Annotated in this window: 24 protein-coding genes; 17 read left to right on the forward strand and 7 right to left on the reverse strand. The window is 60.5% G+C overall.

Features of this window, described 5'->3' with window-relative positions; all coding sequences use genetic code 11:
* Positions 1–376 precede the first annotated feature (376 nt).
* From hydA to preA, 3 genes are all read left to right on the forward strand, one after another.
* Entirely contained in the window at positions 377–1,816 is a 1,440-nt protein-coding gene (gene hydA, locus AACY19_RS01270; protein WP_339447167.1) for a dihydropyrimidinase, read from the forward strand.
* Between the two features lie 156 nt (positions 1,817–1,972).
* Positions 1,973–3,340, forward strand: coding sequence for an NAD(P)-dependent oxidoreductase (locus tag AACY19_RS01275; RefSeq protein ID WP_339447169.1), 1,368 nt, complete (start codon positions 1,973–1,975; stop codon positions 3,338–3,340).
* On the forward strand, positions 3,341–4,615 hold the full coding sequence (preA, locus tag AACY19_RS01280; protein ID WP_277758312.1) for an NAD-dependent dihydropyrimidine dehydrogenase subunit PreA: 1,275 nt from the start codon (positions 3,341–3,343) through the stop codon (positions 4,613–4,615). It abuts the gene before it with no gap.
* Positions 4,616–4,692: 77 nt separating this feature from the next.
* Here preA and AACY19_RS01285 read toward each other — a convergent pair whose 3' ends face one another.
* Positions 4,693–5,313, reverse strand: a complete 621-nt coding sequence (locus AACY19_RS01285) for a TetR/AcrR family transcriptional regulator (protein WP_339447173.1) — start codon at positions 5,311–5,313, stop codon at positions 4,693–4,695.
* 138 nt (positions 5,314–5,451) lie between these two features.
* On the opposite strand from AACY19_RS01285, the gene copC reads away from it, so the two are divergent.
* The gene (copC, locus tag AACY19_RS01290; RefSeq protein WP_339447175.1) at positions 5,452–5,814 is read left to right on the forward strand and encodes a copper homeostasis periplasmic binding protein CopC; all 363 of its coding nucleotides are present in this window, start codon (positions 5,452–5,454) and stop codon (positions 5,812–5,814) included.
* 3 nt (positions 5,815–5,817) lie between these two features.
* On the forward strand, positions 5,818–6,675 hold the full coding sequence (copD, locus tag AACY19_RS01295) for a copper homeostasis membrane protein CopD (RefSeq protein WP_339447176.1): 858 nt from the start codon (positions 5,818–5,820) through the stop codon (positions 6,673–6,675).
* A gap of 36 nt (positions 6,676–6,711) precedes the next feature.
* On the opposite strand, the gene AACY19_RS01300 is transcribed toward copD, so the two are convergent.
* Positions 6,712–7,854 (reverse strand): HlyD family secretion protein, encoded by a 1,143-nt coding sequence (locus tag AACY19_RS01300; protein ID WP_339447178.1) that lies wholly within the window; start codon positions 7,852–7,854, stop codon positions 6,712–6,714.
* Positions 7,851–9,506 (reverse strand): MFS transporter, encoded by a 1,656-nt coding sequence (locus AACY19_RS01305; RefSeq protein WP_339447180.1) that lies wholly within the window; start codon positions 9,504–9,506, stop codon positions 7,851–7,853. The genes AACY19_RS01300 and AACY19_RS01305 overlap by 4 nt, the downstream gene beginning before the upstream one ends.
* Before the next feature lie 307 nt (positions 9,507–9,813).
* Here AACY19_RS01305 and AACY19_RS01310 point away from each other — a divergent pair, with 307 nt between their 5' ends.
* The 6 genes from AACY19_RS01310 to AACY19_RS01335 all read left to right on the forward strand — a co-directional run bounded on the left by AACY19_RS01310 (position 9,814) and on the right by AACY19_RS01335 (position 16,053).
* On the forward strand, positions 9,814–11,109 hold the full coding sequence (locus AACY19_RS01310; RefSeq protein ID WP_339447182.1) for an OprD family porin: 1,296 nt from the start codon (positions 9,814–9,816) through the stop codon (positions 11,107–11,109).
* A 276-nt stretch (positions 11,110–11,385) separates the two neighbouring features.
* Entirely contained in the window at positions 11,386–12,210 is an 825-nt protein-coding gene (locus AACY19_RS01315) for an NAD-dependent epimerase/dehydratase family protein (protein ID WP_339447184.1), read from the forward strand.
* Between the two features lie 30 nt (positions 12,211–12,240).
* Positions 12,241–13,134 (forward strand): SMP-30/gluconolactonase/LRE family protein, encoded by an 894-nt coding sequence (locus AACY19_RS01320; RefSeq protein ID WP_339447186.1) that lies wholly within the window; start codon positions 12,241–12,243, stop codon positions 13,132–13,134.
* 60 nt (positions 13,135–13,194) lie between these two features.
* Complete coding sequence (locus AACY19_RS01325; RefSeq protein WP_339447188.1) at positions 13,195–14,166, forward strand: TRAP transporter substrate-binding protein; 972 nt, start codon at positions 13,195–13,197, stop codon at positions 14,164–14,166.
* A gap of 79 nt (positions 14,167–14,245) precedes the next feature.
* On the forward strand, positions 14,246–14,773 hold the full coding sequence (locus AACY19_RS01330) for a TRAP transporter small permease (RefSeq protein WP_339447190.1): 528 nt from the start codon (positions 14,246–14,248) through the stop codon (positions 14,771–14,773).
* On the forward strand, positions 14,773–16,053 hold the full coding sequence (locus tag AACY19_RS01335) for a TRAP transporter large permease (RefSeq protein ID WP_339447192.1): 1,281 nt from the start codon (positions 14,773–14,775) through the stop codon (positions 16,051–16,053). Before AACY19_RS01330 ends, AACY19_RS01335 begins: the two co-directional genes overlap by 1 nt.
* 41 nt (positions 16,054–16,094) lie before the next feature.
* Here the strand turns inward: AACY19_RS01335 and AACY19_RS01340 are convergent, their stop codons facing one another.
* From AACY19_RS01340 to AACY19_RS01350, 3 genes are all read right to left on the reverse strand, one after another.
* Complete coding sequence (locus AACY19_RS01340) at positions 16,095–16,895, reverse strand: sulfite exporter TauE/SafE family protein (protein ID WP_339447194.1); 801 nt, start codon at positions 16,893–16,895, stop codon at positions 16,095–16,097.
* Between the two features lie 9 nt (positions 16,896–16,904).
* Complete coding sequence (locus AACY19_RS01345) at positions 16,905–18,149, reverse strand: NAD(P)/FAD-dependent oxidoreductase (protein ID WP_339447196.1); 1,245 nt, start codon at positions 18,147–18,149, stop codon at positions 16,905–16,907.
* 69 nt (positions 18,150–18,218) lie between these two features.
* Positions 18,219–18,560, reverse strand: a complete 342-nt coding sequence (locus AACY19_RS01350; protein ID WP_339447197.1) for an ArsR/SmtB family transcription factor — start codon at positions 18,558–18,560, stop codon at positions 18,219–18,221.
* Positions 18,561–18,651: 91 nt separating this feature from the next.
* Between AACY19_RS01350 and AACY19_RS01355 the strand changes: the two genes are divergently transcribed.
* Together AACY19_RS01355 and AACY19_RS01360 are read left to right on the forward strand one after the other, a co-directional pair.
* Positions 18,652–19,515, forward strand: coding sequence for an MBL fold metallo-hydrolase (locus tag AACY19_RS01355; RefSeq protein WP_339447198.1), 864 nt, complete (start codon positions 18,652–18,654; stop codon positions 19,513–19,515).
* Between the two features lie 125 nt (positions 19,516–19,640).
* Positions 19,641–20,498: a tyrosinase family protein gene (locus AACY19_RS01360; protein ID WP_339447199.1), complete on the forward strand. Its 858-nt coding sequence runs from the start codon at positions 19,641–19,643 to the stop codon at positions 20,496–20,498.
* Positions 20,499–20,501: 3 nt separating this feature from the next.
* On the opposite strand, the gene bkdR is transcribed toward AACY19_RS01360, so the two are convergent.
* Positions 20,502–20,990, reverse strand: coding sequence for a Bkd operon transcriptional regulator BkdR (bkdR, locus tag AACY19_RS01365; protein ID WP_007915088.1), 489 nt, complete (start codon positions 20,988–20,990; stop codon positions 20,502–20,504).
* 185 nt (positions 20,991–21,175) lie between these two features.
* Between bkdR and AACY19_RS01370 the strand changes: the two genes are divergently transcribed.
* From AACY19_RS01370 to lpdA, 4 genes are read left to right on the forward strand one after another with little or no spacing between them, the layout of a single operon-like run.
* Positions 21,176–22,411: a 3-methyl-2-oxobutanoate dehydrogenase (2-methylpropanoyl-transferring) subunit alpha gene (locus AACY19_RS01370; RefSeq protein WP_041073337.1), complete on the forward strand. Its 1,236-nt coding sequence runs from the start codon at positions 21,176–21,178 to the stop codon at positions 22,409–22,411.
* Position 22,412: 1 nt separating this feature from the next.
* Positions 22,413–23,471 carry an alpha-ketoacid dehydrogenase subunit beta gene (locus tag AACY19_RS01375; RefSeq protein WP_339447203.1) on the forward strand — a complete coding sequence of 353 codons (1,059 nt, stop codon included), beginning with the start codon at positions 22,413–22,415 and terminating at the stop codon, positions 23,469–23,471.
* On the forward strand, positions 23,472–24,740 hold the full coding sequence (locus AACY19_RS01380) for a dihydrolipoamide acetyltransferase family protein (protein WP_339447205.1): 1,269 nt from the start codon (positions 23,472–23,474) through the stop codon (positions 24,738–24,740).
* Positions 24,741–24,747: 7 nt separating this feature from the next.
* Entirely contained in the window at positions 24,748–26,121 is a 1,374-nt protein-coding gene (lpdA, locus tag AACY19_RS01385) for a dihydrolipoyl dehydrogenase (RefSeq protein ID WP_339447207.1), read from the forward strand.
* Positions 26,122–26,142 lie beyond the last annotated feature (21 nt).

The following is a 26,142-nucleotide window of genomic DNA, read 5'->3' on the forward strand; positions in this document are numbered from 1 at the left end:
CAGGCCAAACGTCGGGCAAGTTGTTCGAACTGTCAGGACTCAATCTGGTGCACTGCATTTATTTTCATTGTGAGCGAGCAGCCGCAGCTCAACTTCAAGCGGCTGATTTCACATACAAAATCTTGCTCATATTTCCATCCTGTCAAGTGCGTCAAAATGGTGAACGGCCTCACCATTTTGGTGATTTGTGGTTTTTATCGTTATTTTTCATGCACTTAAAACATGAATAAGCTTATAAAAAATAATCTTGATCTATTGCAGTTCTACGACTAGTTTCTATTCCTGACAGCACTGACAGGAATACGACCTGCAACGCTGTACATCAATAAAACATCTAGAACCGGCACAAGCCGGTCATGCCTGCGAGGAACTCGGAATGTCTCTGTTGATCCGTGGCACCACCGTTGTTACCCATGATGAAAGTTATCGCGCCGATGTTTATTGCGCTGACGGCGTGATCAAGGCCATTGGTGAAAACCTTGATGTTCCCGCCGGCGCCGAAGTGCTCGACGGCAGCGGCCAATACCTGATGCCCGGCGGCATCGATCCGCACACTCACATGCAACTCCCGTTCATGGGCACCGTCGCCAGCGAAGACTTCTACAGCGGCACCGCTGCGGGTCTGGCCGGCGGCACCACATCGATCATCGATTTTGTGATTCCCAATCCGCAGCAGTCGCTGATGGAAGCGTTTCACCAGTGGCGCGGCTGGGCGCAAAAGTCGGCGTCCGACTATGGCTTCCACGTGGCGATCACCTGGTGGAGCGAGCAGGTGCGCGAGGAAATGGCCGAGCTGGTCAGCGATCACGGGATCAACAGCTTCAAGCATTTCATGGCCTACAAGAACGCGATCATGGCCGCCGATGACACCCTGGTGGCGAGCTTCGAACGCTGCCTGGAGCTCGGTGCGGTGCCGACCGTGCACGCGGAAAACGGTGAACTGGTCTATCACCTGCAACGCAAGTTGATGGCCCAGGGCATCACCGGGCCGGAAGCGCATCCGCTGTCGCGGCCATCGCAGGTTGAAGGTGAAGCGGCAAGCCGGGCGATTCGCATCGCCGAAACCATTGGCACGCCGCTGTATCTGGTGCACGTCTCGACCAAGGAAGCCCTCGACGAAATCACCTATGCGCGCAGCAAGGGCCAGCCGGTCTACGGCGAAGTGCTCGCCGGGCATCTGCTGCTTGACGACAGCGTCTATCAACACCCGGACTGGCAGACCGCCGCCGGTTACGTGATGAGCCCGCCGTTCCGTCCGCGCGGCCATCAAGAGGCGCTCTGGCACGGCTTGCAAAACGGCAATCTGCACACCACCGCCACTGACCACTGCTGCTTCTGCGCCGAACAAAAAGCCGCCGGCCGCGATGACTTCAGCAAGATCCCCAACGGCACCGCCGGCATCGAAGATCGCATGGCCGTGCTTTGGGATGAGGGCGTCAATTCCGGTCGCTTGTCGATGCAGGACTTCGTCGCCCTCACCTCCACCAACACCGCGAAGATCTTCAATCTGTATCCGCGCAAAGGTGCGATTCGCGTTGGCGCCGATGCCGACCTGGTGCTGTGGGACCCGCAAGGCACGCGCACCATTTCCGCCAAGACCCACCATCAGCAGGTGGACTTCAACATCTTCGAAGGCAAGACCGTGCGCGGGGTGCCGAGCCACACCGTCAGCCAGGGCCGTTTGGTCTGGGCCAATGGCGACTTGCGTGCCGAGCGTGGTGCCGGCCGGTACATCGAACGGCCGGCGTATCCGGCGGTGTTTGATTTGCTGAGCAAACGGGCTGAGTTGCACAAACCGACTGCTGTGAAACGCTGAAATCCAGGCCTTCGGCCTTCGCGAGCAGGCTCGCTCCCACATTTGAAACGCATTCCCCTGTGGGAGCGAGCCTGCTCGCGAAGAGGCCGGTCCAGGCCACACAAAAACCAATGCCCATCAGAGGCAGCACCTCAATTAGCCATGAGGCAAAAAACCGTGATCGAGACCCTGAACCATCTCCCCCACCCGCACGAAAGTGCGGCCGCCCTCGCCGGTCATTTCACCGACCTGGCGCCGCCACTCAACGCCCGGCAGGCGCATCTGGAAGCCTCGCGCTGTCTGTATTGCTACGACGCGCCGTGCGTGAACGCGTGCCCGAGCGAGATCGACATCCCGTCGTTCATCCGCAACATTCATCAGGACAACGTGACCGGCGCCGCGCAGAAAATTCTCTCGGCCAACATCCTTGGCGGCAGTTGCGCCCGGGTCTGTCCGACGGAAATCCTTTGCCAGCAAGCCTGCGTGCGCAACAACGCTCAGGAATGCGCGCCGGTGCTGATCGGTCTGCTGCAACGCTACGCCGTGGACAATGCGCACTTCACTGAACACCCGTTCCAGCGCGCCACCGCGACGGGCAAACGCATCGCCGTGGTCGGTGCCGGGCCGGCCGGATTGTCCTGCGCCCATCGCAGCGCCATGCACGGGCATGACGTGGTGATTTTCGAAGCGCGAGAGAAGGCTGGCGGCCTCAATGAATACGGAATCGCCAAGTACAAACTGGTCGACGACTACGCGCAAAAGGAGCTGGATTTCCTCCTGCAAATCGGTGGTATCGAGATTCGTCACGGGCAGACGCTCGGCGACAATCTGACCCTCAGCGAACTGCACCAGCAGTTCGACGCGGTGTTCCTTGGCCTCGGCCTCAACGCCAGCAAGCAACTCGGCCTGCCTCACGAAGAGGCGCCGGGCCTGCTCGCCGCCACCGACTACATTCGCGAACTGCGCCAGGCCGAGGACCTCACGCAATTGCCACTGGCCGAACGCTGCATCGTCCTCGGCGCCGGCAACACCGCTATCGACATGGCCGTGCAGATGGCGCGCCTCGGCGCTCGGGATGTGAATCTGGTGTATCGCCGTGGTGCCGCTGACATGGGCGCCACCGGCCATGAACAGGACATCGCCAAAGCCAATCAGGTACGCCTGCTGACCTGGGCGCAACCCGAGGAAGTGCTGCTCGACGCCCAGGGCCACGTGCGCGGCATGCGCTTCGCCCGCACCACGCTGGTCGACGGTCACCTGCAAACCACCGGCGAAACCTTCGAGCTGGCCGCCGATGCGATCTTCAAAGCCATTGGTCAGGCCTTGGACGACAGCGCCCTCGCCGATCCGCTGGCGCGTGAGCTCAAGCGTCAGGGCGAACGCATTTTCGTCGATGAAAACCTGCGCACCAGCATCCCCGGTGTGTATGCCGGCGGCGACTGCACCAGCCTCGATCAGGATCTCACCGTACAAGCCGTGCAGCACGGCAAACGCGCCGCCGAGGCGATCAACGCTCAACTGATGCTCAACGTGGAGGCTGCGTAAATGGCCGATCTCTCGATTGTCTTCGCCGGCATCAAAGCTCCGAACCCGTTCTGGCTGGCCTCCGCGCCGCCGACCGATAAAGCCTACAACGTTGTCCGCGCCTTTGAGGCGGGCTGGGGCGGCGTGGTCTGGAAAACCCTTGGCGAGGACCCGGCGGCGGTCAACGTGTCTTCGCGTTACTCGGCGCATTACGGCAACAACCGCGAAGTGCTCGGCATCAACAACATCGAACTGATTACCGACCGTTCGCTGGAGATCAACCTGCGCGAAATCACTCAGGTGAAGAAGGACTGGCCGGATCGCGCGCTGATCGTTTCGCTGATGGTGCCGTGCGTCGAGGAGTCGTGGAAACATATCCTGCCGCTGGTGGAAGCCACGGGCGCTGACGGTATCGAGCTGAATTTCGGCTGCCCCCACGGCATGCCCGAGCGCGGCATGGGCGCGGCGGTCGGCCAGGTGCCGGAGTACGTCGAGCAGGTGACGCGATGGTGCAAGACCTATTGCTCGCTGCCGGTGATCGTCAAGCTCACGCCGAACATCACCGACATCCGCGTCGCCGCCCGCGCCGCCCATCGCGGTGGCGCCGATGCGGTGTCGCTGATCAATACGATCAACTCGATCACCAGCGTCGATCTCGAGCACATGGTCGCCCTGCCCACCGTCGGCAGCAAAAGCACCCACGGCGGTTACTGCGGCTCGGCGGTGAAGCCGATTGCGCTGAACATGGTCGCCGAAATCGCCCGCGATCCGCAGACCCAGGGCTTGCCGATCTGCGGTATTGGCGGCATCGGCAGTTGGCGCGATGCGGCGGAATTCATGGCGCTGGGCAGCGGCGCGGTGCAGGTGTGCACCGCGGCGATGTTGCATGGGTTCCGCATTGTCGAGGAGATGAAAGACGGCCTGTCGCGGTGGATGGACAGTCAGGGTTACGCCAGCATCGCCGAGTTTTCGGGGCGTGCGGTGGGCAATACCACGGACTGGAAGTACCTCGACATCAACTATCAGGTCATTGCGAAGATTGATCAGGAGGCGTGCATTGGTTGCGGGCGTTGCCACATTGCTTGCGAGGACACTTCACACCAGGCGATCAGCAGTCTCAAGCAGGCGGACGGCACGCATAAATATGAAGTGATCGATGACGAGTGTGTGGGCTGCAATCTGTGTCAGATCACCTGCCCGGTGGCGGATTGCATCGAGATGGTGCCGATGGAGACGGGCAAGCCGTTCCTGGACTGGAATCATGATCCGAGGAATCCGTATCACGTTGCGGTCTGAATTGGCGGCTGATCCTGGAAGGCCCTCACCCTAACCCTCTCCCAAAGAGAGAGGGCTGGGGCGGGTCAGCTTTTGCTTCAGGGCTCCAGCCCGATCCCGCGCAAAATCACACTCGTCACCGTCTGCACCGCCCGCTCGAACTGCATATCCGACAGCGGTTGATGATCATTGAGAATATTCACCTGGTGATCAAAATCCGCATAGTGCTGCGTCGACGCCCAGATCATGTACAGCAGGCCTGACGGTTCCACCGGCAAGATCCGCTTGTCCTCGACCCATTGGCGAATCTTCGCTTCCTTCATTTTCGCCCAGTCATACAGGCTGACATCCAGCGCCTCGCCCAACGTTGGCGCGCCGTGGATGATCTCGTTGGCCCAGACTTTCGAGCCGTAGGGCCGGCTGCGCGAGTGGTTCATCTTGGCGCGGATGTAGCTGCTCAAGACCACGCGCGGATCGTCGAACATCTCAAAGCACAGCGCATCCTGCTTCCACACTTCGAGCAAGTCGAACAGCACCGCGCTGTACAGCTCGCTCTTGGTTGAAAAATAGTAATGCAGGTTGGAGCGCGGCAGCTGGACTTCGGCCGCAATGTCAGCCATCGCCGTGCTGCCGAAGCCTTTCTCGGCGAATACTTTTTCCGCCGCCAGAAGAATTTTTTCGACGTTACTGCGACGAATCTCGATCTTGTGATTGCCCATGTGGGCTCCCTGACAACAACGTTGCCCAAGACTAGCATCCGCTCTGGTGCGCGGGCGAACGCTGCAAACAAAACTTCTTGCTGACGTGGCGGGATGGCTAAACTGAGGCTCTTCGATCCTGCCTCAGAGGTACACACGATGCTGTTCAAGAACGTCATGACCACCACTGCCCTGCTCGCTTCGCTGTTCGCCGCATCCTCGGTATTCGCCCACGCCCACCTGAAAAGCCAGACCCCGGCCGCCGACAGTACCGTCACCGCCCCGGCCGATTTGCGCCTGACCTTTTCCGAAGGCGTAGAAACCAGTTTCACCAAAGTCACGTTGACCAAGGATGGCGCGCCGGTCGCTGTCAAAGCCCTGACCACTGAAAACGACAAGAAGACCCTGATCGTCACTCCCGCAGCACCACTGACGGCCGGTGAGTACAAAGTCGAATGGCACGCGCTGTCGGTTGACACGCACAAAAGCGAAGGCGCCTATCAGTTCAAGGTCGGCCTGTAATTCATGAGTGAAGCGTTGGTGCTGTGCCGTTTCCTGCATTTCACCGTGGTGTTGATGCTGTTCGGGGCCTGGCTGTTCAGGCCGTTGCTGCTCAAGGGTGAAGCGCCGGAACTGGATCGGCACCAGGCGCGCCTGACGTGTTGGCTGAGCGCTGTGGCACTGCTCAGCGGCATCGCCTGGACGCTGTTGATTACCGCGAGCATGGCCGACTCGGCAGCGGCAGCGTTTGATCCGCACACCGTTGGGCTGGTTCTGGGCACCACATTTTTCGGTCAGGTCTGGCGCTGGCATCTGCTGATCAACGCGGTGCTGCTGATCTTGTTGTTTACCCCCTGGCGATCAAGCCTGCCATGGCGACTGGGCCTGAGCACCCTGCTGCTGGCGACACTGGCGCCGGTCGGGCATGGGGCGATGCTCGATGGTTTGAGCGGACAACTGCTGATTCTCAACCAGATCGTTCATCTGACCTGCGTGGCCGCATGGCTGGGTGGATTGTTGTTGCTGGTGCTGATCCTGCGCCAACCGACTGAGCCGGTGGCCGCTGTGTTGCGACGTTTCAGCGGGATCGGATACGCGTTGGTCGCAGGTCTGCTGATCAGCGGGTTGATCAACGTCCGCGTGCTGACCGGCCAGTGGTGGCCGACACCGCTCTTCAGCGGGTTTGCGTTGATTCTGCTGATCAAGGCGATGCTGGTGTTGGCCATGCTCGGATTGGCGCTGTTCAATCGCTTGCGGATTAATGATTGCGAGCAGCGGATGGAGACGCTCAGGCGCAGCGTGATGCTGGAATGGTTGCTGGGGATTGGCGCAGTGGCGGCGGTTTCACTGCTGGGCACTCTACCGCCGATGATCACTGCCTAAAGATCATGGAGATCCAATGTAGGCGAATTGTGTGGATCAGTGCGGCTGAGTGTCGCCCGCGGCAGTGTCGATGCTGACCACCACCGACATCCCCGGCCGCAACCGTTCCTCTTCCTGCTGATCCGGATCGATGGTGATTCGCACCGGCACGCGCTGGGCGATTTTGACGAAGTTACCCGTCGCGTTATCTGCCTGCAACAAGGCAAATTCCGACCCTGTCCCTGGCGAAATATGCTGCACATGCCCGGTGAATTGGCGGTGGTTCAACGCATCGACGGTAAAACGCACGGGTTGCCCGACGCGCACGTTGTCCATCTGGGTTTCCTTCATGTTGGCGATCACCCATTTCTGATCCGGCACCAGCGCCATCAACTGCGCGCCGGAGTTGACGTAGGCGCCGAGGCGCACGCCGATCTGCCCCAGTTGCCCGTCACGCGGAGCGACGATGCGCGTGTTCGACAGATCGATGCGCGCCAGTTGCACCGCCGCTTCAGCGCTCGCCACCGCCGCTTCCAGCGAGCCGCGATTGACGATCACCGTTTGCAGGTCCTGACGGGCGATTTCCAGATTGGCCTTGGCCTGCGCCACCGCCGCAACACTCTGCGCATTCGCCGCCAGCGCTACATCCATCTCGCGTTTGGACACCGAACCGTCGCGCACCAACGCCTGATTTCGGCGCAGATCCGCCTCGCTTTTGCGCAACTGCGCCTCGCTGTCGGCCTGCACCGCTTGGCGCAATTTAATCGTCGCCTCGGCACTGTTACGCTGCTGCACGACGTTGGCCAGCGCGGCTTTCTGCACGGCCAGTTGTGCCAGCGACTGGTCGAGACGCTGCTGATAGATACGGTCGTCCAGACGCACCAGCAGATCCCCGGCCTTCACAAACTGGAAGTCCTGCACCGGCACTTCATGGACATACCCGGCGAGCTGCGGGCCGATAATCGTCACCTGGCCGCGGATCAAGGCGTTTTCCGTGGTTTCGACCGCGCTGCTGAACGGCGGCAATTGCCACGCGTACAAGACGATCAACACGCCAACGATGGCAATCGCGGCAAAACCCAGCGAAGAGATGATCCGCACCCGCAACGAGCGCGGTTCGGTGTTCGGCGATGATGGCGGCGCCACACCTTCAGGCGTGGCAGCGATGGCATTGGTGGTTGTGGTGGTCGGTTCGGTCATGAAGGAGAAGCACCGCTAGGAGGTACGGGAGGCGCTGGGTCGACGGCTTTGGTGGTGCTCATCAGCCACAGCGCACGAATGGACAGCCAGATCATGGTCAGCACCGCAATCACGGCGATCAGCATGAACACATCGTTGTAGGCCAACACGTTGGCTTCACGGGTCGCCGCGTTGGACAGACTGCGAATCCCGGCCAGATTGCGCAGGCCCGGGTCGGCCAGCAAGGAACCGTAAGCCGAGCCGCCGCTCTGCACCCGAGCAGCCACCAGCGGATCGGACAGCGTCAGGTGCTCGACGAGGTGGCTGGAATGAAATTTCTCGCGCGCGATCTGGAACGTGCCCAACAGCGCCGCGCCGAGCAGGCCGCCGAGGTTGTTGCAGATCCCGAACAACACCGAAAAACTGACCAGATTGCGCGGATTGGTCAGCACATTGCGCGTGCCGAAGACCATGGTCGGCCCGAGGAAGAACGTGCTGCCGAAGGCCAGCAGGAACTGACTGAAGTAGAGGTTTTCCGGGCGGGTCAGGTTGTTCGAATAACTGTCCATCACCGAGCCGGTGGCCATCAGCGCCAGCGAGATGATCAGCGGCATCAACAGGTGTTTGGGGTCGATGGTCAGCGCGCTGGTCAACAGCCCGGCGACACTGCCGATCAGCATGACCACGTACAGGCTGTGCAACTGCTCATAGCCCATGTTCAGGTTCTGCATGAAACCCACTGCACCGGTGGATTGCTCAGAAGTGACCATGCGAATCAACGTCACCGCCAGCGCCAGGCGGATCATCGTCCCGCTGCCGAGCCAGCGGGTCATCAGCATCGGATTGCTGCGATTGTGTTCAATCGCCAGGCCCGCGAGGATCAAGGCAATCGAGGCGGCGAGCGCGTAGCCGATCCAGTTCGCCTCCAGCCACCAGTCGATGCGCCCCAGAGACAGCACCGCACAGAGCAGTGCCACGCCGCTGGCAAGGATGGCAAAGGTCAGAAAATCCAGCGGTTCGAAGGTTTTGAAGCGGTCCCCCGGTGGCAACTTGAGCAGCAGCACGCAGCCGAGCGACAGCAAGGCCATACCCAATTCGAACAGGTACAAGCCGCGCCATTCAGCGATCTGCAAAAGGTCTTCGGAGAACAGGCGCGCCAGCGGCAGCGCCAGTTGTGAAGCGCCAAGCCCCAGCACCAGCGCCTTGAGTCGCCATTTGGCCGGAAATGCCTGGACCATGTAATACAGACCCAACGAACTGAGCGCCGCGCCGACCATGCCGTGCGCCGCCCGCACCGCCACGGCGGAATTCAGGTCGTTGACAAACAAATGGCCGAACGTCACCAGCGCATAGAGCACCAGAAACACCTCGGTGAATGCACGCAAACCGAACTGCTGGCGAAACTTCACCAGCAGCAGGTTCATCGACACGTTGGTCATCACATACGCCGCCGGCAGCCAGGCCATCTCCGCCGTGGTCGCGCCGAGCGCGCCTTGCAGGTAAGGCAGGTTGGCGACCACCAGCGAGTTGCCCAGGCCACCGGTCACCGCTACCAGCAAACCGACCAGCGCATAGGCCAGGCGCTTGGGGTTGGAGTGCAGCGGCGTCGACGGGGAACCGGGCAGGCTGGGCTTCTCGTGTGGCTGCCAGTGGCGCGGGGCGTATTGATCCATTGAAAGGCCTTGGGCGGAACGTGGGTGAAGTTTGCCGCAAATTCATCGGCAACACACATCCCATGGACAACACAAATCAAATGTGGGAGCGGGCTTGCTCGCGAATGCGGTGTGTCAGGCGGCACTTCCGATTCTGATTTACCGCGTCGCGAGCAAGCCCGCTCTCACAAGGAGATTAGCTACGGCGCGAAGTCATCGTATAACTTACTGTTGACATTCCCGGAAAACCTAGGAAATATCCGCCTCGATGTTGTACGACGACGTATAACAAATAATAAAAACAACAAACGAATCAGGGAGCGTCACAGTGAGCACACTCGTCCGCAATTCCGTCCGCCTTTCCCGCTTTGCCACGCTGCGCCCGCGTACCACCCTCGGCCTGATCGGCTGCGGCAGCCTCGCCCTGGCCTTACCGATGAGCGCCGATGCCGAAGGTTTTCTCGACGACAGCAAGGCCACGCTGAACTTGCGCAACGCCTACTTCAACCGCAACTTCGTCAACCCGGCCTATCCGCAGGGCAAGGCCGAAGAGTGGACGCAAAGCTTCATTCTCGATGCCAAATCCGGCTTCACCCAAGGCACCGTCGGTTTTGGCCTCGACGTGCTGGGGATGTACTCGCAAAAGCTCGATGGCGGCAAAGGCACGGGCGGCACGCAATTGCTGCCGATCCACGATGACGGGCGCCCGGCAGACAACTTCGGTCGCCTCGGGGTCGCGCTGAAAGCCAAGGTGTCGAAGACCGAACTGAAAGTCGGCGAATGGATGCCGGTGCTACCGATACTGCGCTCTGATGATGGCCGCTCGCTGCCGCAGACCTTTCGTGGCGGCCAGATCACCTCCACCGAGATCAACGGCCTGACCGTCTACGGCGGCCAGTTCCGTGGCAACAGCCCGCGCAACGACGCAAGCATGGAAGACATGACGATGAATGGCCGCGGCGCGTTCACTTCGGATCGCTTCAATTTCGGCGGCGGCGAATACAGCTTCAACGACAAGCGCACTCTGGTCGGCGTGTGGTACGCCGAACTCAGCGACATCTACCAACAGCAGTATTTCAACCTCAGCCACAGCCAGCCAATGGGCGACTGGACCCTGGGCGCCAACCTCGGTTTCTTCACCGGCAAGGAAGACGGCAGCGCTCAGGCCGGCGAGCTCGACAACAAGACCGCGTTCGCCCTGCTTTCGGCCAGATACGGTGGCAACACCTTCTATGTCGGCCTGCAAAAACTCAGTGGCGACGACGCGTGGATGCGGGTCAACGGCACCAGCGGCGGCACCCTGGCCAACGACAGCTACAACGCCAGTTACGACAACGCCAAAGAGCGTTCCTGGCAGTTGCGCCACGACTACAACTTCGTTGCCCTCGGCATCCCCGGCCTGACCCTGATGAACCGCTACATCAGCGGCGACAACGTGCACACCGGGACGATTACTGATGGCAAGGAATGGGGGCGCGAGTCGGAGCTGGCCTACACCGTGCAGAGCGGCCCGCTGAAAAGCCTCAACGTGAAATGGCGCAATGCGACGATTCGCCGGGACTTCAGCACCAACGAGTTCGACGAGAACCGGATCTTTATCAGTTATCCGATTTCGTTGTTGTAAGCAGATCTCTTTTGACCCTGTGGGAGCGAGCCTGCTCGCGAAGTCGGCGGCAGATTCACCATTGATGTTGATTGACACACCGCTTTCGCGAGCAAGCCCGCTCCCACAGGTGGAACCGCATTGCAAAGAGGGCATTGTGCTGATGGAACATCAATCGGCCCTTCCGTCATTTACACCGAAAGTCGCGTTGACAAGTTCTGGAAACCCTACCGATACTTCAGCGCAGTCATACGACAACCTACAACAAACCTAATAACAATGTGTTCAGGGATTGCCATGACGTCTACCTCTACTCCCCGCGCTCCATTCAATCGCCTGCTGCTGACCGGCGCCGCCGGTGGCTTGGGCAAGGTCCTGCGCGAACGTATGCGCCCTTATGCCAACGTTCTGCGTCTGTCCGACATCGCCGCCCTCGCCCCGGCGGTTGATGACCGTGAAGAAATCGTCGTCTGCGACCTCGCCGACAAACAGGCCGTGCACCAATTGGTCGAAGGCGTCGACGCGATCCTGCACTTTGGCGGCGTCTCCGTTGAACGCCCATTCGAAGAGATCCTCGGCGCCAACATCTGCGGCGTCTTTCACCTCTATGAAGCCGCGCGCCGGCATGGCGTGAAGCGGGTGATCTTCGCCAGTTCCAACCACGTCATCGGCTTCTACCAGCAGGACGAAAAACTCGACGCTACCTCGGCGCGCCGCCCGGATGGCTACTATGGATTGTCCAAGTCCTACGGCGAAGACATGGCCAGTTTCTACTTTGATCGCTACGGCATCGAGACCGTGAGCATCCGCATCGGCTCCTCGTTCCCCGAGCCGCAAAACCGCCGCATGATGCACACCTGGCTGAGCTTCGACGACCTCACGCAACTGCTCGAGCGCTCGCTGTACACGCCCAACGTCGGCCACACCATCGTCTACGGCATGTCCGCCAACAAGGACGTCTGGTGGGACAATCGCTTTGCCAGTCACCTCGGTTTCGAGGCCAAAGACAGTTCCGAAGTGTTCCGCGAAAAGGTCGAAGCGCAGCCGCTGCCGGCCGCCGATGACCCGGCGCGGATTTATCAGGGTGGCGCGTTCGTCGCGGCCGGCCCGTTCGGCGACTGATCACTCTGACAACGACACAAGGGGATGAACATGCAAGCCGAATTGATCGTCGATGCTCGCAACGCCGTGGGCGAAAGCCCGGTGTGGGTGCCGCAGGAAAACGCGCTGTACTGGGTCGACATTCCCAACGGTGGCCTGCAACGCTGGAGCGCCGACACTGGGCATGTGCATGCCTGGAAAGCCCCGCAAATGCTTGCCTGCATCGCCCGCCACAGCCGTGGTGGCTGGATCGCCGGCATGGAAAACGGCTTTTTTCACCTGCAGCCGCACACCGATGGCAGCCTCGACAGTGAACTGCTGGCCAGCGTCGAACACCGCCGCGAAGACATGCGTCTCAACGATGGTCGCTGCGACCGTCAGGGCCGGTTCTGGGCTGGCAGCATGGTGCTGAACATGGGCCTGAATGCCCCCGAAGGGCGACTTTATCGTTACGGCGCCGGGCAGTCTGGTGTGGTTGAGGCGCAACTCGACGGCTTCATCGTGCCCAATGGCCTCGGCTTCAGCCCCGACGGCAAGACGATGTACCTGTCCGACTCGCACCCCAACGTGCAACTGATCTGGGCGTTCGATTACGACACCGACACCGGCACCCCCTCGAACCGCCGGGTGTTTGTCGACATGAACGATTACTGCGGTCGCCCCGACGGCGCGGCAGTAGACGCCGACGGTTGCTACTGGATCTGCGCCAACGACGCCGGCCTCGTCCATCGCTTCACGCCGGACGGACGCCTCGATTACTCACTGCCGGTGCCGGTGAAAAAACCGACCATGTGCGCCTTCGGTGGCAGCGCAATGGACACCTTGTTCGTCGCCTCGATCCGCCCCGGCGACGACCACGACCCGCACTCCCTGGCCGGCGGCGTGTTCGCCCTCAACACCGGCGTCAAAGGCCTGCCGGAACCGTTGTTCGACGCTTTGCTGTAACCCGCTTCTGCTGCATCGCTGTGCCTTGAACACAACAATAACAAGACTGGAGACACCCCCATGGACTTCAAACGCACCTTGCTCGCCGCTGCACTCCCGCTGATGTTCACCTTCACCGGTGCCGCCCAGGCGCTGGAAATCAAGTTCGCCGATATTCACCCCGCCGGTTATCCGACCGTGGTCGCTGAAAAAAGCATGGGCGATGCCCTGACCAAGGAAACCAACGGCGACCTCACCTTCAAGTACTTCCCGGGCGGTGTGCTCGGTTCGGAAAAGGAAGTCATCGAACAGGCGCAGGTCGGCGCAATCCAGATGACCCGCGTCAGCCTCGGCATCGTCGGTCCGGTGGTGCCGGATGTGAACGTGTTCAACATGCCGTTCATCTTCCGCGACCAGGCGCACATGCGCGCGGTCATCGACGGCGAAGTCGGCGATGCGATCCTCGACAAGATCACCAACTCGGAATTCGGTCTGGTCGCGCTGGCCTGGATGGATGGCGGCACGCGTAACATCTACACCAAGAAACCCGTGCGCAAACTCGAAGACCTCAAGGGCATGAAAATCCGCGTGCAAGGCAATCCGATGTTCATCGAAACCATCAACGCGATGGGCGGCAACGGCATCGCCATGGACACCGGGGAAATCTTCAGCGCCCTGCAAACCGGTGTGATCGACGGTGCGGAAAACAACCCGCCCACCCTGCTCGAACACAACCACTTCCAGAACGCCAAGTTCTACAGCCTGACCGGGCACCTGATCCTGCCCGAGCCGATCGTGATGTCGAAAATCACCTGGGAAAAACTCACCCCTGACCAGCAGACCCTGGTGAAGAAAGCCGCCAAGGATGCACAACTTGAAGAACGCAAGTTGTGGGATGCCAAGTCCGCCAGCAGCGAAGAGAAACTCAAGGCTGCCGGCGTCGAGTTCATCACTGTCGACAAGAAACCCTTCTACGAGGCCACTGCCTCGGTTCGCGAGAAATACGGCGCGCCTTACGCCGACCTGATCAAGCGCATCGAAGCCGTGCAGTAACCCTCCCAGCCCTCAATGAAAGGCCCGGCAGCGCAGGCATCCATCGACACCTGCGACTGCCCGGTTACGGTGGAACCCGATGAAGAATTCGCTGCTGCGCCTCAACGACTTGCTGTACATGACCTGCATCTGGGTCGCTGGCCTGTCGGTATTGGCCATCGCCCTGATCATTCCCTGGGGCGTGTTCGCCCGCTACGCACTCGGCACCGGTTCGAGCTGGCCGGAGCCCACCGCGATCCTGCTGATGATCGTCTTCACCTTCATCGGCGCTGCTGCCAGTTATCGCGCTGGCGCACACATGGCCGTGGCGATGGTCACCGACCGTTTACCACCGAACTTGCGCCGAACCATGAGCATCATCTCCCAGTTGCTGATGGGCACCATTTGCCTGTTCATGACCATTTGGGGCGCCAAGTTGTGCGCCTCGACGTGGAACCAGTTCATGAGCGCCCTGCCGACCTTGCGCGTCGGCATCACTTACATGCCGATCCCGATTGGTGGCACCCTGACGCTGGTGTTCGTGCTGGAAAAACTCTTTATGGGCGACCAAAGCAACCGTCGCGTTGTGCGCTTCGATCTGGTTGAAGAAAACGAAGGGGCTGCCTGATGGACGCACTGATTCTGCTGGGCAGTTTTATCGTATTGATTCTGATCGGCATGCCAGTCGCTTACGCGCTCGGACTGTCGGCGCTGATTGGCGCGTGGTGGATCGACATTCCGTTTCAGGCGCTGATGATTCAGGTCGCGGGCGGGGTGAACAAATTTTCGCTGCTGGCGATTCCATTCTTTGTGCTGGCCGGGGCGATCATGGCCGAGGGCGGCATGTCGCGGCGGCTGGTGGCGTTTGCCGGGGTGCTGGTCGGGTTTGTGCGCGGCGGCCTGTCGTTGGTCAACATCATGGCCTCGACGTTTTTCGGCGCGATCTCCGGCTCGTCAGTGGCCGACACCGCGTCGGTGGGCTCGGTGCTGATTCCGGAAATGGAGCGCAAAGGCTATCCGCGCGAGTTCTCCACGGCGGTGACTGTCAGCGGTTCGGTGCAGGCCTTGCTGACACCGCCAAGCCACAACTCGGTGCTCTATTCGCTGGCGGCCGGCGGCACCGTTTCCATCGCGTCGCTGTTCATGGCCGGCGTGGTTCCGGGCCTGCTGATGAGCACGTGCCTGATGGTGCTGTGCCTGATCTTCGCGAAAAAACGCGACTACCCGAAAGGCGAGGTCATTCCACTGCGCCAGGCGCTGAAAATTTGCGGTGAAGCACTGTGGGGCATGATGGCGATGGTGATCATCCTCGGCGGGATTCTCTCGGGGATTTTCACCGCGACCGAGTCGGCGGCGATTGCCGTGCTCTGGGCGTTCTTCGTCACCATGTTTATCTACCGCGACTACAAATGGAGCGAACTGCCGAAACTGATGCACCGCACCGTGCGCACGATTTCGATTGTGATGATCCTGATCGGCTTCGCTGCGAGCTTCGGCTACATCATGACGCTCATGCAGATTCCGGCAAAGATCACCACGCTGTTCCTGACCCTGTCGGACAACCGCTACGTGATCCTGATGTGCATCAACGTCATGCTGCTGTTGCTCGGCACGGTGATGGACATGGCGCCGCTGATCCTGATCCTCACGCCGATCCTGATGCCGGTGATTCTCGGCATCGGCGTTGACCCGGTGCAGTTCGGCATGATCATGCTGGTGAATTTGGGGATCGGACTGATAACGCCGCCGGTGGGCGCGGTGCTGTTTGTCGGTTCGGCGGTGGGCAAAGTGAGTATTGAAAGCACTGTAAAAGCGTTGCTGCCGTTCTACACGGTGTTGTTCCTGGTGTTGCTTCTGGTCACCTACGTTCCGGCGATTTCGCTGTGGTTGCCGCATTTGGTGTTGTAAGCCGAAAACGGATCGCAGCCCGTCAGGGCTGCGATTTTGCTTTACGCCCGCAACAACATGTACCCCGCCACCACCAGACAGACACTGGCAAATCCCACCTGCAACGCCCGCGCCGGCACCCGCGCGCACAGCCTGCGCCCGATGATCATGCCAACGACACTGGCGACGATAAACGCCACGCCCTGCCCGTCAATCCGCACACCGGCGTGAAACGATCCGATTACGCCAATCGCTGAAATCAGACAGATCACCATCAGCGACGTCGCAACAATCCCGCGCATCTGCACATCGGTCAGTTGCTTGAACGCTGGCACAATCAAAAAGCCGCCGCCGACGCCGAGCAAACCGGACACCACACCCGTGACCGCGCCCAACGCTGCCAGCGTGGCCGTGCATTTGGCGGTCCAGTCGAAGCGCCCGGTTTCTTCGTTGAGCATGCAGTTCTTCTGGCCCCAACTGGCGTGACCATGATCGCTCGGCCCTGCCTGCTGACGCTCACGACGCAGCATGCGCCAGGCCACCATGACCATCAGCAGGCTGAACAGCACCATCAGGATTTTCTCCGGCAACTGATGCGCGAAGTAGATCCCCAGCGGCGAAAACACCGCGCCCAGCGCCGCAATCAACAGCGCCGCGCGATAACGCACCAGACCATGACGCAAACCATCGATGGCGCCAACCGCCGCCGCACTGCCGACCGCAAACAAGGCGACCGGCGCCGCTTGCGTCATTGTCCAGCCGAGCCCGAGCACCAGCGCCGGCACCGCAAGAATGCCGCCGCCAGCCCCGGTCAAACCGAGGATCAGCCCCATTACCACGCCAAACACACTTGCCAGCAACATAGGGTTTTCTCAGTCGACCTTGGACAGGCGCGTCAGCCACTCGCGGCCCTTGAGCATGCCGTTCCAGTAGAACCACGGCAGCAAGGTTGCCTTGAGAAACCATGCCGAGCGCCGCGCCACCGTCGGGTCCAGCAGGAACGTCGGCAGCAACTTACCGGCATAGCCGAACTCGGCAAGGATCACCTTGCCCTTCTCCACCGTCAGCGGGCAGGAACCGTAGCCGTCGTACTTCAGCGGTAGCGGTTGTTGCTTGCGCAGGGCCAGCAGGTTTTCCGCCACCACCACGACCTGCTTGCGCACTGCCGCTGCGGTTTTCGCGTTGCTGGTGCCGCAGATATCGCCGAGCGCGAACACCTCGGCATAGCGCGGATGCTGCAAGCTGTGCGGATCGACTTCGCACCAGCCAGCGGCATCGGCCAGCGGGCTTTGTGCAATGAAATCCGGGGAAACCTGCGGCGGCACGACATGCAACAGATCGAAGGTTTTCGCCTCGCGGCTGACGTTCCCCTCGGCGTCCTTGATCTCGAACCACGCGGTTTTCGCCGGGCCGTCGACCTTGACCAAGTTCGAATTGAACGCCAGTTTCGCGTTGTATTTCTCGATGTACTTCATCAACGGCGGGACAAAAGTCGCCACGCCGAACAGCGCGGCGCCGGCCAGATTGAATTCGACGTGAATGTTGCTCAGCGCAGCGTTTTTACGCCAGTGATCGCAGGACAGGTACAGCGCTTTTTGCGGCGCACCGGCGCATTTGATTGGCATCGCCGGTTGGGTGAACAGCGCTTTACCGCCGCGCAGTTTCTGCACTTGATCCCACGTGTATTGCGCGTGCTGGTAGCTGTAATTGGAAGTGACGCCATGCTGGCCGAGGCTTTGCTGCAAGCCTTCGATTTTCTCCCACGCCAGGCGCAGGCCGGGGCAGACGATCAGGTTCTGGTAGCTGACCGTGCGCTCGTCGTTGAGGGTGAGTCGTTTATTGTCGGGATCGATGCCCGTGACGGCGGCTTGAACCCAAGTGGCCTGGCGCGGCAGCACTTTGACCATAGGCCGGACGGTATCCTTGACGTTATAGACGCCACCGCCGACCAGCGTCCACGCCGGCTGGTAGTAATGGTGAGTGCTCGGCTCGATGACCGTGATGCTCAGGGTCGGATCACGCTTGAGCAGACTGGCGACAAAACCCATACCGGCCGTACCGCCACCGATGACCACGATATCTGCACTGATGGATGAGCCCCAGTGTTGATCGTTCATTGCTTGTTCCTTTTGCTGCACGCAAGGATTGTTCTAGCCAACACATGGAACCCGTGTCATGGCTGGCATTTATTGATGGCCCAGACTTTTCAACACGGCTCCGCAATAGAGTCCGGACAGGGTCTTCATTACCTGGATCACTTCGTGGCTGGCCAGCCCGTAGAAAATGTATTTGCCTTCACGGCGGGTCGCGACCAGACCTTCGTCCCGCAGGATGCCCAGTTGCTGGGACAACGTAGGCTGGCGCACGCCGGTCATGGTTTCCAGTTCGCCGACGTTGCGTTCGCCCTGGGTCAATTGACACAGGATCAACAGGCGATCTTCGTTGGCCAGGGCCTTGAGCAACGCGCAGGCCTTGGAGGCCGAGGCGCGCAGTTGGGCGACTTCACATTCGGTCAGACTGGATTGCATTTGCACGATGCCTTCAACGTCACTTAAGCTGCGAACATTATGTTTTTAGATAAAGTGTTGCAACCCATTTCCCAAGTTCAGGTTGATGTCCATGCCCGCGCAGATTGAAGCTTTCCTCGACCCCGCGTCCTCGACCTACAGCTATATGGTCTATGAAGCCGATGGCGGGCAGTGTGCAATCATCGATCCGGTACTCGATTACGACGCAGCTGCCGGTCGCACCTGTACCGTGCAGGCCGACAAAATCATCGCCTTCGTGCGTCAACACCGCCTGCAGGTGCAATGGCTGCTGGAAACCCACGCCCACGCCGACCACCTGTCCGCCGCGCCTTACTTGCGCCGCGAACTGGGCGGCAAGATCGCCATCGGTGAATCAATCAGCAAAGTGCAGAACGTGTTCAAGGCGCTGTTCAATCTGGAGCCGGAATTCTGCGTCGACGGTTCGCAATTCGATCACCTGTTCGCGCCGAACGAGTCATTCCGCATCGGCAATCTCAAGGCCACCGCCCTTCACGTTCCCGGGCATACCCCCGCGGACATGGCCTACTTGATCGACGGCGAACAGATTCTGGTCGGCGACACGCTGTTCATGCCCGACGTCGGCACCGCGCGCTGCGACTTTCCCGGCGGCAACGCCCATCAGCTGTTCAACTCGATTCACAAACTGCTGGCCTTCCCGGCCAGCGTGAAACTCTACGTCTGCCACGATTACCCGCCCGAGGGCCGCGCCGCGCAGTGCCAGACCACGGTCGGTGAACAGCGCAAAAGCAATATTCATGTGCATGACGGCATCGATGAAGCGGCGTTTGTAGAGATGCGCACCAAACGCGATGCCGGATTGGGCATGCCGACATTGCTGCTGCCGGCAATTCAGGTAAATGTACGGGCGGGGAATCTGCCACCGGCGGAGGACAACGGTGTGGTGTATCTGAAGATTCCGCTCAATTCTCTATAGGAAAAAGTCGCTCGGACCACCGCCAGATTATTTTTCCTACGAACGCCGGCGATAGTGATGAACTGGCGAAAATCCCCTGAACGATCAGACTCCATTGGGCAAACAATCAATGGAGTTTTCGCAATATGGATATTCGCCGTAATCACCGCGACATGACGCTGCAACAGAAGTCCGCGTTCGTCGAAGCGATACTGATACTGAAAAACAACGTCGACAGCGTCCTGCGTCCCGGACAGCAAAGTCGCTACGATGACTTTGTGCAAATTCACAAAAACTCGATGGGTGGGGCCAATCCGCTGATACCCAATCCCCATCGCAGCCCTTTGTTTTATCCATGGCATCGAATTCTGATTCGCCAGTTCGAACGGGCCCTGCAATCCGCCGCCAATGATCCGACCATCACCCTGCCTTACTGGAACTGGCAACTGACCGGAGCCGACAACCCCTTCACGTCAAACTTCATGGGTTCAAACGGTGACAACCTGCAGGATCAGCGTGTCACCAACGGCCCGTTTTCCAGGGAACACTCACAATTCGATGTCAGGGTCTGGGACGAGGGCACAGGCAACACCGGCATTCGTCGAAATCTGGGGGCAAGCGGCGCACTGCCCACTCCGCTGGATGTTATTTCGACCCTTAACAGAACGCCTTACTGGATGGAAGAAAACGGCTGGGAAAACCTCTCGGAAAGCCTTTTGCACAATCCGGTACATGCCTGGATCGGCGGCAACATGGCACAAGCCTCCTCACCCAACGATCCGATATTCTTCCTGCACCACTGCTACCTCGACTTGCTGTGGGAACGCTGGAAACATCAGCATGCTGGAACTCCAGGCTTTACCGATGAGGCTGGCTCGGTAGATACGAACGAAACTGTCCTGATCTTTCATCCGGCCAATGAACTGGCGCCCTGGACGCAAACCTTTACCGTCCGACAAACCCTCTCCACCGCAGAGCTCGATTACCAGTATGACTACGTCTGACATTCAGTTACCCAGCGTCAGGCCGTTCGCTGGCAAGGGCAACGCAGTCTTGTAGCGCACCTGCTTGAGCGCAAAGCTCGAACGGATGTTCGCCACACCGGGGACCTTGGTGAGGAAGTCCATCATGAAGCGTTCCAGCGACTGAATCGTCGGCACCAGGACCCGGATGAGGTAATCCGGGTCTCCGGCCATCAGATAGCACTCCATGACTTCCGGTCGATCGGAAATCGCCTCTTCGAAATGCTGCAACGCCTCCTCGACCTGTTTTTCCAGGCTGACATGGATGAACACATTCACATGCAGCCCCAGCAGGTCGGCATCCAGCAGCGTGACCTGTTCGCGAATCAGGCCCAATTCCTCCATCGCCTTGACCCGATTGAAACACGGTGTAGGCGACAGATTCACCGAGCGGGCGAGGTCGGCGTTGGTGATGCGCGCGTTCTCCTGAAGGCTGTTGAGAATGCCGATGTCGGTACGGTCCAGTTTGCGCATGAGACAAAACCACCTGCTTTTTATGTTTATGCAGAATTTCTATCTGCAAATCGTCTCCGACGCAACGAAACAGAGATAAATATTCTTCTAGCCCGGGCCTATGATTGTTGTAGGACAAGATTTCTTTCACCCAAGAATGATTGCCAGCTCACTACAAGAAATTCACAAGATCGAGCGTAGAAGCCATGACCCAAGCGTATGAACCGCTGCGCCTGCACGTCCCTGAACCCTCGGGCCGTCCCGGCTGTAAAACCGACTTTTCCTACCTGCATCTGACCGATGCAGGCACGGTGCGCAAACCTTCCATCGACGTCGAACCTGCCGACACCGCCGACCTGGCGCGTGGGCTGATTCGCGTGCTCGACGATCAGGGCAACGCCCTCGGCCCCTGGGCCGAAAACGTGCCGGTCGACATCCTGCGCAAGGGCATGCGCGCCATGCTCAAGACGCGGATCTACGACAACCGCATGGTGGTCGCCCAGCGTCAGAAAAAGATGTCGTTCTACATGCAGAGCCTCGGCGAAGAAGCCATCGGCAGTGCTCAGGCCCTGGCCTTGAACATCGACGACATGTGCTTCCCGACCTACCGCCAGCAAAGCATCCTCATGGCCCGCGAAGTGCCGCTGGTCGACCTGATCTGCCAGTTGCTGTCCAACGAGCGCGACCCGCTCAAGGGCCGCCAGTTGCCGATCATGTACTCGGTCAAGGACGCGGGTTTCTTCACCATCTCCGGCAACCTCGCCACCCAGTTCATTCAGGCCGTGGGCTGGGGCATGGCTTCGGCGATCAAGGGCGACACCAAAATCGCCTCGGCGTGGATCGGTGACGGCGCCACCGCCGAATCGGACTTCCACACCGCCCTCACCTTCGCTCACGTGTACCGCGCGCCGGTGATCCTCAACGTCGTCAACAACCAATGGGCGATCTCGACCTTCCAGGCCATCGCCGGGGGCGAAGCCACCACTTTCGCCGGACGCGGCGTCGGTTGTGGCATCGCCTCGCTGCGGGTCGACGGCAACGACTTCTACGCGGTCTACGCCGCTTCCGCCTGGGCTGCCGAACGCGCCCGGCGCAACCTCGGCCCGACCATGATCGAATGGGTCACCTACCGCGCCGGCCCGCACTCGACCTCCGACGACCCGTCGAAATATCGGCCTGCCGATGACTGGAGCCACTTCCCGCTGGGTGACCCGATTGCCCGCCTGAAGCAGCACCTGATCAAGGTCGGCCACTGGTCGGAAGAAGAGCACGCCGCCGTCAGCGCCGAGCTCGAAGCCGAAGTGATTGCCGCGCAGAAACAGGCTGAACAGTACGGCACCCTCGCCGGCGGCCAGATTCCAAGCGCCGCGACCATGTTCGAAGACGTCTACAAAGAGATGCCGGAGCACTTGAAGCGCCAGCGTCAGCAGTTGGGGATCTGACATGAACGATCACAACAACAATATTCAGCTGGAAACCGCCATGACCACGACCACCATGACCATGATCCAGGCCCTGCGCTCGGCCATGGATGTGATGCTTGAGCGTGACGACAACGTGGTGGTGTTCGGTCAGGACGTCGGCTACTTCGGCGGCGTGTTCCGTTGCACCGAAGGCCTGCAGACCAAGTACGGCACCTCGCGCGTGTTCGATGCGCCGATCTCGGAAAGCGGCATCGTCGGCGTAGCCGTCGGCATGGGCGCTTACGGTTTGCGCCCGGTCGCCGAGATTCAGTTTGCCGATTACGTCTACCCTGCTTCCGACCAGATCATTTCCGAAGCAGCGCGCCTGCGTTATCGCTCGGCTGGCGAGTTCACCGCGCCGATGACCCTGCGCATGCCGTGCGGCGGCGGCATCTACGGCGGCCAGACCCACAGCCAGAGCATCGAGGCGATGTTCACCCAGGTCTGCGGTCTGCGCACCGTCATGCCGTCCAACCCGTATGACGCCAAAGGCCTGTTGATCGCGTCCATCGAAAACGATGACCCGGTGATCTTCCTTGAGCCGAAACGCCTGTACAACGGCCCGTTCGACGGTCACCACGACCGCCCGGTAACGCCGTGGTCGAAACACCCGCAAGCCCAGGTGCCGGACGGTTACTACACCGTGCCGCTGGACGTTGCCGCGATCACCCGTCCAGGCAAGGACGTGACCGTGCTGACCTACGGCACCACCGTCTACGTCTCGCAAGTGGCCGCCGAAGAATCCGGCATTGACGCTGAAGTCATCGACCTGCGCAGCCTGTGGCCGCTGGACCTGGAAACCATCGTCAAGTCGGTGAAGAAAACCGGTCGTTGCGTGGTGGTGCACGAAGCCACCCGCACCTGCGGTTTCGGCGCCGAACTGGTGTCGCTGGTGCAAGAGCATTGTTTCCATCACCTGGAAGCGCCAATCGAACGCGTCACCGGTTGGGACACCCCCTACCCGCACGCGCAGGAATGGGCGTATTTCCCTGGGCCGTCCCGAGTGGGCGCGGCGTTGAAACGGGTCATGGAGGTCTGAATGGGCACGCACGTTATCAAGATGCCGGACATCGGCGAAGGCATCGCAGAAGTAGAACTGTCGCAGTGGCACGTCAAGGTCGGTGATCTGGTGGTTGAAGATCAGGTGCTGGCGGATGTGATGACCGACAAGGCGATGGTCGATATTCCGTCACCGGTGCACGGCAAGGTGATTGCTCTTGGGGGGCAACCGGGTGAAGTGATGGCGGTCGGCAGTGTGCTGATCAGCATTGAAGTCGAGGGGGCCGGCAACCTCAAGGAATCCGCCGCTCCGGTTGTGACGAAAGAGCCTGTTGCGCCGCAAGTTGAAGCCGTTGTCGAGAGCAAACCCGCACCGGCCGCACCACGCCCGGCTGCCGTTTGCCAGGGCCCGATGGTTGCCCGCGAAGCAAATGAACGCCCTCTCGCGTCGCCGGCCGTGCGCAAACACGCATTGGATCTGGGGATTCAATTGCGCCTGGTGCGCGGTTCGGGCCCGGCCGGTCGCGTGTTGCACGAAGACCTGGACGCTTATCTGGCGCAAGGTCAGTCGAACGCCTCGGCGCCGGGTGCTGCTGCTTACGCCCAGCGTAACGACGAAGAACAGATTCAAGTCATCGGCATGCGCCGCAAGATCGCCCAGCGCATGCAGGACGCCACCCAGCGTGCCGCGCACTTCAGCTACGTCGAAGAAATCGACGTCACCGCGATTGAAGAGCTGCGCGCGCACCTGAACGAAAAACACGGCGCCAACCGCGGCAAGTTGACCTTGTTGCCGTTCCTCGTCCGCGCCTTGGTCGTCGCCCTGCGCGACTTCCCGCAAATCAACGCCCGTTACGACGACGAAGCCCAGGTCATCACCCGCCTCGGTGCGGTGCATGTCGGCGTCGCCACGCAAAGCGATGTCGGCCTGATGGTGCCCGTGGTGCGTCATGCCGAGGCGCGCAGCCTGTGGGACAGCGCCGCCGAAATCTCCCGTTTGGCCAATGCTGCCCGCAATGGCAAGGCCAGCCGCGATGAGCTGTCCGGCTCGACCATCACCCTGACCAGTCTCGGGGCCTTGGGCGGCATCGTCAGCACCCCTGTGCTGAACCTGCCGGAAGTGGCCATCGTCGGCGTCAACAAAATCGTCGAACGCCCGATGGTCGTCAAAGGCCAGGTGGTGATCCGCAAGATGATGAACCTCTCCAGTTCCTTCGATCACCGCGTGGTCGATGGCATGGACGCGGCGCTCTTCATCCAGGCCATTCGTGGCTTGATCGAACAACCTGCCACTTTATTTGTGGAGTAAGGCGCGCATGCAAGCTCTGAACACTACGCTGCTGATCATCGGCGGCGGCCCCGGCGGTTATGTGACCGCGATCCGCGCCGGGCAACTGGGCATCCCGACGATTCTGGTCGAAGGCCAGTCGCTGGGCGGCACCTGCCTGAACATCGGCTGCATCCCGTCGAAAGCGCTGATCCATGTGGCTGAGCAGTTTCACCAGACGCAACACCACAGCCAGCATTCCGCGCTGGGCATCAGCGTTTCCGCGCCGTCCCTCGACATCACCAAAAGCGTCGAGTGGAAGGACGGCATCGTTGATCGCCTGACCACCGGCGTTGCAACGCTGCTGAAGAAAAACAAGGTTCAGGTCATCAATGGCTGGGCCAAGGTGATCGACGGCAAGACGGTTGAAGTCGGCGATACGCGCATTCAGTGCGAGCATCTGGTGCTGGCCACCGGTTCGACCAGCGTCAATTTGCCGATCCTGCCGATTGGCGGGCCAATCATTTCTTCCACCGAAGCGCTGGCGCCGAAATCCGTGCCCAAACGCCTCGTCGTGGTCGGCGGTGGTTACATCGGCCTGGAACTCGGCATTGCTTATCGCAAGCTCGGTGCTGAAGTCAGTGTGGTCGAGGCGCAGGATCGTATCTTGCCGGCCTACGACGCCGAACTGACGCAACCGGTGCATGACGCGCTGAAGCAAATGGGCGTGAAGCTCTACCTCAAGCACAGCGTGCTGGGGTTCGACGGCACTTTGCAGGTGCGCGATCCCGAGGGCGAAACCCTGAACCTGGAAACCGACCAGGTGCTGGTCGCGGTCGGTCGCAAACCGAACACCCAGGGCTGGAACCTCGAAGCGCTGAATCTGGACATGAACGGCTCGGCGATCAAGATCGACAGCCGCTGCCAGACCAGCATGCGCAACGTCTACGCCATCGGCGACTTGAGCGGTGAGCCGATGCTCGCCCATCGCGCGATGGCTCAGGGTGAAATGGTTGCTGAGTTGATCAGCGGTAAAACTCGTGAATTCAACCCCACCGCCATCGCTGCCGTGTGCTTTACCGACCCGGAGCTGGTGGTGGTCGGCGAGACCCCGGACGAGGCCAAGGCTGCGGGGCTGGACTGCATCGTCGCCAGCTTCCCGTTCGCCGCCAATGGCCGGGCGATGACGCTGGAATCGAAAAGCGGCTTCGTGCGGGTGGTCGCTCGTCGGGATAACCATGTGATTGTCGGCTGGCAAGCGGTGGGCGTGGGGGTTTCCGAGTTGTCGACAGCGTTTGCGCAAAGCCTGGAAATGGGCGCACGGCTGGAAGACATCGGCGGCACCATCCATGCACACCCGACCTTGGGTGAAGCGGTGCAGGAAGCGGCGTTGCGGGCTTTGGGGCATGCGTTGCATCTGTGATGCACGGCGGCGGTGATGGCC

The sequence above is a fragment of the Pseudomonas sp. EA_5y_Pfl2_R50 genome, assembly GCF_963970475.1.
In the GTDB taxonomy this organism is placed as follows: Bacteria; Pseudomonadota; Gammaproteobacteria; order Pseudomonadales; family Pseudomonadaceae; genus Aquipseudomonas.

Bases quoted from the DNA above. Each gene is read 5' to 3' on its own strand.
- AACY19_RS01350 (WP_339447197.1), bottom strand. From the start codon at position 18,560: ATGCAATCCAGTCTGACCGAATGTGAAGTCGCCCAACTGCGCGCCTCG.
- AACY19_RS01300 (WP_339447178.1), bottom strand. From the start codon at position 7,854: ATGACCGAACCGACCACCACAACCACCAATGCCATCGCTGCCACGCCT.
- AACY19_RS01360 (WP_339447199.1), top strand. From the start codon at position 19,641: ATGGATATTCGCCGTAATCACCGCGACATGACGCTGCAACAGAAGTCC.
- AACY19_RS01320 (WP_339447186.1), top strand. From the start codon at position 12,241: ATGCAAGCCGAATTGATCGTCGATGCTCGCAACGCCGTGGGCGAAAGC.
- copD (WP_339447176.1), top strand. From the start codon at position 5,818: ATGAGTGAAGCGTTGGTGCTGTGCCGTTTCCTGCATTTCACCGTGGTG.
- AACY19_RS01355 (WP_339447198.1), top strand. From the start codon at position 18,652: ATGCCCGCGCAGATTGAAGCTTTCCTCGACCCCGCGTCCTCGACCTAC.
- bkdR (WP_007915088.1), bottom strand. From the start codon at position 20,990: ATGCGCAAACTGGACCGTACCGACATCGGCATTCTCAACAGCCTTCAG.
- AACY19_RS01345 (WP_339447196.1), bottom strand. From the start codon at position 18,149: ATGAACGATCAACACTGGGGCTCATCCATCAGTGCAGATATCGTGGTC.
- AACY19_RS01340 (WP_339447194.1), bottom strand. From the start codon at position 16,895: ATGTTGCTGGCAAGTGTGTTTGGCGTGGTAATGGGGCTGATCCTCGGT.
- preA (WP_277758312.1), top strand. From the start codon at position 3,341: ATGGCCGATCTCTCGATTGTCTTCGCCGGCATCAAAGCTCCGAACCCG.
- AACY19_RS01375 (WP_339447203.1), top strand. From the start codon at position 22,413: ATGAACGATCACAACAACAATATTCAGCTGGAAACCGCCATGACCACG.
- AACY19_RS01285 (WP_339447173.1), bottom strand. From the start codon at position 5,313: ATGGGCAATCACAAGATCGAGATTCGTCGCAGTAACGTCGAAAAAATT.
- AACY19_RS01325 (WP_339447188.1), top strand. From the start codon at position 13,195: ATGGACTTCAAACGCACCTTGCTCGCCGCTGCACTCCCGCTGATGTTC.
- AACY19_RS01380 (WP_339447205.1), top strand. From the start codon at position 23,472: ATGGGCACGCACGTTATCAAGATGCCGGACATCGGCGAAGGCATCGCA.
- copC (WP_339447175.1), top strand. From the start codon at position 5,452: ATGCTGTTCAAGAACGTCATGACCACCACTGCCCTGCTCGCTTCGCTG.
- AACY19_RS01315 (WP_339447184.1), top strand. From the start codon at position 11,386: ATGACGTCTACCTCTACTCCCCGCGCTCCATTCAATCGCCTGCTGCTG.
- AACY19_RS01305 (WP_339447180.1), bottom strand. From the start codon at position 9,506: ATGGATCAATACGCCCCGCGCCACTGGCAGCCACACGAGAAGCCCAGC.
- hydA (WP_339447167.1), top strand. From the start codon at position 377: ATGTCTCTGTTGATCCGTGGCACCACCGTTGTTACCCATGATGAAAGT.
- AACY19_RS01330 (WP_339447190.1), top strand. From the start codon at position 14,246: ATGAAGAATTCGCTGCTGCGCCTCAACGACTTGCTGTACATGACCTGC.
- lpdA (WP_339447207.1), top strand. From the start codon at position 24,748: ATGCAAGCTCTGAACACTACGCTGCTGATCATCGGCGGCGGCCCCGGC.
- AACY19_RS01370 (WP_041073337.1), top strand. From the start codon at position 21,176: ATGACCCAAGCGTATGAACCGCTGCGCCTGCACGTCCCTGAACCCTCG.
- AACY19_RS01335 (WP_339447192.1), top strand. From the start codon at position 14,773: ATGGACGCACTGATTCTGCTGGGCAGTTTTATCGTATTGATTCTGATC.